The following is a 6,515-nucleotide window of genomic DNA, read 5'->3' as shown; positions in this document are numbered from 1 at the left end:
GTTGTGCTGGCTCAATCTTGTGCGCGGCTTGCCCCTTTGAAGCGGTGGTTGTATGCCGCGTCCGTCGGTCTCGTGGCGGGAGCGGTCGTCTCGGCGTGGTGGGCTGTGGGTGCGCTCAGCGCCTCGAAGGCGCTCGACGGTCGAGCGGCAAGCGGCCTCGAGTTTATCGTGCAGGGCGATCCATCCATAAACGACGACGTGTATTCCTATACCTGCGAGGCACGCGCGGACGGTAAGAACTTGGCAACGGTTCGCCTATCGTGCGACCGCGAGCTCAAGGTCGGGGCGTACGTGCGTGTTATCGGTCGCGTTTCACGTTTTGAGAACGATGCGTATGGACGATCGCGCGTGCTCCGAGGCGAGGTGCGCAAGGTTCAAGCCGTTCGGATTGTGTCGGCCGATGAGGGCTCTCCGGGACCGCTGCTTCGGCTGCGAAATGGGCTGCTTGCGTCCATCGCGCCTGCGACCGACCCGGCGCGTGCACTCATAGCCGGTGTCGTCTGCGGTCGTTCGGCCGAACTGCGCGCCCAGCCGGCGGGCGACTGGTTTTCGGTAACGGGAACGGCGCATCTTATCGCCGTCTCCGGCAGCCATTTGGCTATCGTGGGATTTGTAATCGAGGGTGTATTGCAAAAGACTCGCTGCTCACGCGGTGTTCAGCGGGCGATATTGGCGATGGCGCTTGTGGGCTACACTGCCTTTACGGGCGCGTCTCCCTCGGCCGTGCGCGCGTGCTGCATGGTGTTCGCGACGCTTGTCGTAAACGGCGCGGGGCGTCGCCGGCACGGCGCATCGGCACTCTTCGTAACCATGTCCATCTTTGTGCTACTGCGGCCGACGGTGCTGTTCGAGATGGGCTTTCAGCTCTCGTGTGCCAGCGTCTTAGCCATTCTGTGCTTTTGCCCCTATGCGACCTACGCTTTGGGTGAGCTGGGTGTGCCATCGGGCGTTGCCAGCATGCTTTCCGTCACGCTGTGCTCGCAACTGGCAACACTTCCCATTACCATTCCTGCCTTCGGTACGTTCTCGCTCATTGCTCCGCTGGCAAATGCAGTCATCGGTCCGGTGGTGAGCGTACTGCTCGCTGTGTCGATCGTGCTGGTTCCCTTTTCGCTCGTGGAACCGTTGCGGATTTGGGCGCTCGTTGTGCCCATGGTTGCCGCCCGTTGCGCACTGTTCTTCGAGCAGCTGTTTGCCGCCGTGCCTGGTGCATCTGTGAGTGTGCCGCCCGATAGCATGTGGATTTACCTAGTGCCGTGTTTGCTGGCGGTTCTGTTGGTCTGGTGGCCGCGTCCCCGTGCACGTCCTATGGCGGTGGGGCTTTCATGTCTGGTGCTCTTGGCTGCGATTCCGTACGTCTACTGGGATCGATTCGCTCCGCCTTCGGTGACGGTGCTCGATGTGGGCCAGGCGGATGCGATTCTTATCCGCCAGGGCGACGCATTAGCACTCGTCGACTGCGGGCTCGATGAGCGCGTGGTAGCGGCGTTGGTTCGCAATAACGTGCACCATATCGATGCCGTCTTTGTGACGCATTGGGATGAGGATCACTGGGGTGGTCTACCTGCCGTGCTCGAACAGTTTTCGGTCGGAACGATTGCCGTGGCGGCGGATGCGTTGGAGGATGCTCCTGCCGAGGTATTGAATCGACCTGGCGTTGAGTATCGGCAGGTGTGCCGTGGGGATACGGTCGACATCGGCTCATTTTGTGCCCGCGTGATGTGGCCGTTCGAGTCCGTAGATGGCGAGGGAAATGAGGACTCGCTTGTCCTGCTACTCTCTTATGTTCAGGAAGGCAAGAGCCTGCGTATGCTCCTCACTGGTGATGCCGAGCTCGACCAAGAACGGGAATTCGTGCAGGAGGTGGGGGATATCGATGTCCTTAAACTTGGGCATCACGGCTCCAAGGTTTCAGTCGATGGTGAGTTGCTGGATGTCCTGAGACCCGAGCTTTCCCTCGCGAGCGCCGGCAAGGGGAATCGATACGGTCATCCGTCGGATGCCTGCATCGATGCCGTTCAGGAAGCGGGCGGTGCGTTCGCATGCACCATCGAACACGGTGATATCACCATCAGCCCGACCGCAAAGGGCTTTGCGATGCGATGCCAGCGACCGTGACGACGTCGATGGCGTGTGGTGGGCCCCTGGGCTAGAATGGCACGGAACGAATACGAAGGCCTGCGGGAGGGGAGCGTAATGTCCGAAACCGGTCTGCTGCCGGCATATCTGATCGTCGGTACCGACGGCGTCAAGCGCGATCACGCCGTCTCGCGTATGAAGGCGCGTCTGGAAAAGTCGGGAATGGTCGAGTTCAACCTCGACGAGCGCGACATGACCAAGGACCCCGATATCGAGTCCATTATCGGATCGCTTAACACCTTTCCGATGGGCAGCGAGTTTCGCTTGGTAATCCTTGATGGCTGCTCAAAGCTCGCTAAGGCGGTCTCGGAGCCGCTTGTCGACTATCTGGCGAGTCCCAGCCCCACGACGGTCTGTCTCGTCATCGCCGACTCGCTTGCCAAGAACACGCGCCTGTATAAGGCGATCGCCAAGATCGACAAGAAGGCTGTGATCGATTGCTTCGGCACCAAGCGCTGGGAGCTACCGCGCCGCGTGCAGCAGATGGCGACGCAGCACGGCAAGTCGATCACGACGGCGGCCGCCGAGGAACTCGTCTCGCGTTCGGGTGAAAACACTCGCATGCTCGATAACGACTTGGCTAAGCTTGCCCAGATGGTCGAGGTGCCCCAGATTGAGCTTGCCGACGTTGAGCACTGGATTGTACGTACGGCCGAGGTTCAACCCTGGGACTTTCTCAATGCGGTCTCGGCACGTGACATGCGCCGCTCACTCGAGCTTTTCAATCTACTGCCCTCCAAGAGCTACGTGTGGACCTACACATTGCTGTGCGGCCGCATTCGCGAGCTTATCGTTGCCAAGGCGCTCGATGCGCGCGGACAGGGTCGTGAGCTGGCCGCAACGCTCAAGCTCCAGTCCTGGCAGGTCAAGAATCACCTGACCTGGGCACGTCGCTTTTCGATGGCAGAGCTCGTCGCAGCGCTCGAGGGTGCGGTCGATGTGGAGCTCGCGCTCAAGGGTTCGGCCGATTCTCGGACCGCGCTTTTGCTCTGGATTACGAACATCTTGAGAAAATCGTGATGATACCTGCCTATTTGACAAATTCGTTCTATCCCTTTGAGAGGGAGCGTGCTATAGTAGGCGCTTGCATGACCTCACCGTGTCTCAGAGGTGTCATACATTTTTTGCAAGGAACTCGAAAGGAACTCCAGAAGTGGCAAACATCAAGTCTCAGAAGAAGCGTATCCGCACCAATGAGGCAGCTCGCATGCGTAACAAGGCTGTCAAGTCCGAGCTCAAGACGCTGACCAAGCACGTCCAGTCCGCCGTCGCCGAGGGCGACGCCGAGAAGGCCCAGGCTGCCCTCAAGACCGTCACCAAGCGTCTCGACATGGCTGCCGCCAAGCATGTTATCCACAAGAACCAGGCTTCCAACCGCAAGTCCGGTCTTGCCAAGCTCGTGAACAGCATCAACGCCTAAGTTGTAAATTTCACACCACACAGATTACGCGCATAAATGGAGCCTGTTTTATGGAACAGGCTCCATTTTTTGTACCGCTCGGGTAAGATAGTCCGCATGAATACTTCAATTGACATTTCCCACATCCGCAACTTCTCAATCGTTGCGCACATCGACCATGGCAAGTCCACGATCAGCGATCGCATCCTCGAGCTCACCCATACCGTCGACGAACGCGACATGGAGTCGCAGCTGCTCGACACCATGGATATCGAGCGCGAGCGCGGCATCACGATCAAGTCCAATGCCGTTCGCGTGTCCTATGACGCCGACGATGGCGAGACGTATCAGTTCAATCTGATCGATACGCCGGGCCACGTGGACTTTACCTATGAGGTCTCGCGCTCGCTGGCAGCCTGTGAGGGCGCGGTGCTCGTTGTCGACGCCACACAGGGCGTCGAGGCACAGACCGTCTCCAACGCGACGCTTGCCATGAACGCCAATCTGGACATTGTGCCGGCCATCAACAAGATCGACCTGCCCTCGGCTCATCCCGACGAGGTTAAGACCGAGATCGAGGATGACCTGGCGATTCCTGCCGATGATGCCGTGTGTGTCTCGGGCAAGACCGGCGAGGGCATCCACGATCTGCTGGAGTCCATTGTCTTTTTGATCTCTCCGCCCAAGGGCGATGCGAACGCGCCGCTCAAGGCACTCATCCTGGATTCGTACTTCGACGAGTATCGTGGCGTCGTCGCCACGGTGCGCATCTTTGACGGCTCCATCAAAAAGGGCGATACCCTGCGCATGATGCAGGCAGAGGGCGACTTTTTGGTCGATGGCGTGGGCGTCAAGCGTCCCGCCGAGACCCCGGTCGATGCGCTGACGGTCGGCGAGGTGGGCTACGTGGTCACGGGCCTGAAGGACCCCGAGGCCGTTCGCGTGGGCGATACCCTCACGTGGGCGTCGAATCCCTGCCCCGAGCCGCTTCCCGGTTACCGCGAGGCCAAGCCCATGGTCTATACGGGCCTGTTCCCGATCGATAACAAGGACTACGAGAACCTGCGTGACGCGCTCGATAAGCTGCACGTCAACGACCCGTCGTTGGTGTGGGAGCCCGAGACCTCGGTGGCGCTCGGCTTTGGCTTCCGCGTGGGCTTCTTGGGCCTGCTGCACATGGAAGTCGTCAAGGAACGCCTGGAGCGCGAGTTCAATCTTGACCTCATTGCCACGAGTCCATCGGTCGACTATCACGTCTACAAGACTGACGGCGAGATGATTGATGTCCGCAGCCCGCAGGATCTGCCCGAGGCTACGCGCATCGAGCGCATTGAGGAGCCCTACCTCAAGGCCAAGATTATCTGCCCGCCCGAGTATACGGGTGCCGTCATGCAGCTCGCTATCGAGCACCGCGGCATTACTACCGACATGATCCATCTCACGAGCAAGTCGGTCGAGATGCGCTTCGATATGCCGCTTGCCGAGCTCATCTTGGATTTCTTTGACCAGCTCAAGAGCCGAACCAAGGGCTATGCCTCGCTCGACTACGAGTTCAACGAGTATCGTCCCTCCGAGCTCGTGAAGCTCGATATCTTGCTTTCGGGCGACGAGGTGGACGCGCTGTCGTTTATCGTCCACAAGGACAAGGCCTACGGTCTTGCCCGCGGTCTATGCGACAAGCTCAAGGAAATCATTCCGCGTCAGCTGTTCGAGGTTCCCATCCAGGGTGCTATCGGCAACAAGATCATTGCCCGCTCCACCGTCAAGGCGCGTCGCAAGGACGTTCTTGCTAAGTGCTACGGCGGCGATATCTCGCGTAAGCGCAAGCTGCTCGAGAAGCAGAAAGAGGGCAAGAAGCGCATGAAGGCCATCGGCTCGGTCGAGGTCCCGCAGGAGGCCTTTATGGCGATCCTCAAGGTGGACGAGTAGGTCTATGGCGCTTTCCGAATACAGCAAGCGGCTGCTGGGCGCCTATGCCGAGCAGCCGTTCCTTATGGCTCCCATGGCGGGCGTAACCGATCCCGCTTATCGCATCATGTGCCGCCGCCGCGGTGCCAATCTCGCCTATAGCGAGATGGTGAGCGTGGCGGGCCTTGCCTATGCCAGCAACAAGACCTGGCGCCTGGTGCTACCGGCCGACGAGGAGCAGCAGATTTGCGTGCAGCTCTTTGGCTCCAAGCCCGAGCAGTTTGCGAGTGCCGTCGCCGCCGTCGAGGAGCGTGTGGGCGATCGCCTGTCATTGATTGATATCAACATGGCCTGTCCGGCTCGCAAGGTCGTTACTAAGGGCGAAGGCTCGGCGCTTATGCGCACGCCCGACCTGGCCGAGAAGATTGTCGAGGCAGCGGTGGGCGCGGCGCATGTTCCCGTGACCGTGAAGATCCGCAAGGGTTTTTATGCCGAGGACCGCAACGCCGCAACGTTTGCCCAGATGCTTGAAGGGGCGGGCGCCTCTGCAGTTGCCGTGCACGGTCGTTGTGCCACGCAGCTCTACACCGGCCAGGCCGATTGGTCGGTTGTCGATGAGGTTGCCGACGCCGTCGAAATTCCCGTTATCGGTTCGGGCGATGTGTTCTGCGCCGAGGATGCCGCGGAGCATCTGCGCAGTTCTGGTGCCAGCGCGGTGTTTATCGCGCGCGGCATCTACGGCAATCCGTGGGTGTTCGGTGATGCTCGCGCCCTTGCGCTCGATGGCATGCCGGTGCCGGCGCGCAGCTCCGTTGAGCGCCTAGACGCCCTGCGTGAGCACCTAACGCTGACGCATGAGCTCCTGCCGCTCATGTCGCGTGCCCGTACGTACGCAAGCTGGTACTTAAAAGGCATGCCCCATGCCGCCGCTTGGCGTGCTCATGTGGTGCGCTGCTCCACGTACGAGGAGTTCATGGCGCTGGTCGATGAGATCGAGCGCGATGTGGTGGCCTGCGAGGCTGCCCTTGCCGCCGGCGAATCGGTGCCCCCTCATCCGCTGGGGGCTTAA

The 6,515-nt window shown here is 60.3% G+C and carries 5 protein-coding genes; all 5 read left to right on the top strand.

What is annotated here, in order from left to right:
- A partial coding sequence (locus tag AB5405_RS02935) for a DNA internalization-related competence protein ComEC/Rec2 (RefSeq protein ID WP_368137544.1) occupies positions 1-2,118 on the top strand: 2,118 nt, incomplete at its 5' end.
- Positions 2,119-2,196: 78 nt separating this feature from the next.
- Positions 2,197-3,159, top strand: a complete 963-nt coding sequence (gene holA / locus AB5405_RS02930) for a DNA polymerase III subunit delta (protein WP_368137543.1) — start codon at positions 2,197-2,199, stop codon at positions 3,157-3,159.
- Positions 3,160-3,292: 133 nt separating this feature from the next.
- Positions 3,293-3,559, top strand: coding sequence for a 30S ribosomal protein S20 (rpsT, locus tag AB5405_RS02925; RefSeq protein ID WP_022094714.1), 267 nt, complete (start codon positions 3,293-3,295; stop codon positions 3,557-3,559).
- Positions 3,560-3,655: 96 nt separating this feature from the next.
- A complete protein-coding gene (lepA, locus tag AB5405_RS02920; protein ID WP_368137542.1) occupies positions 3,656-5,467 on the top strand; it encodes a translation elongation factor 4 in 1,812 nt (603 codons plus the stop codon).
- A 4-nt stretch (positions 5,468-5,471) separates the two neighbouring features.
- Entirely contained in the window at positions 5,472-6,515 is a 1,044-nt protein-coding gene (gene dusB, locus AB5405_RS02915; RefSeq protein ID WP_368137541.1) for a tRNA dihydrouridine synthase DusB, read from the top strand.

It is taken from the genome of Collinsella aerofaciens, from assembly GCF_040920445.1.
In the GTDB taxonomy this organism is placed as follows: Bacteria; Actinomycetota; Coriobacteriia; order Coriobacteriales; family Coriobacteriaceae; genus Collinsella; species Collinsella aerofaciens_BH.
The sequence above is the reverse complement of the archived record's forward strand: the minus strand, read 5'-3'. Positions and strand labels throughout refer to the sequence as shown.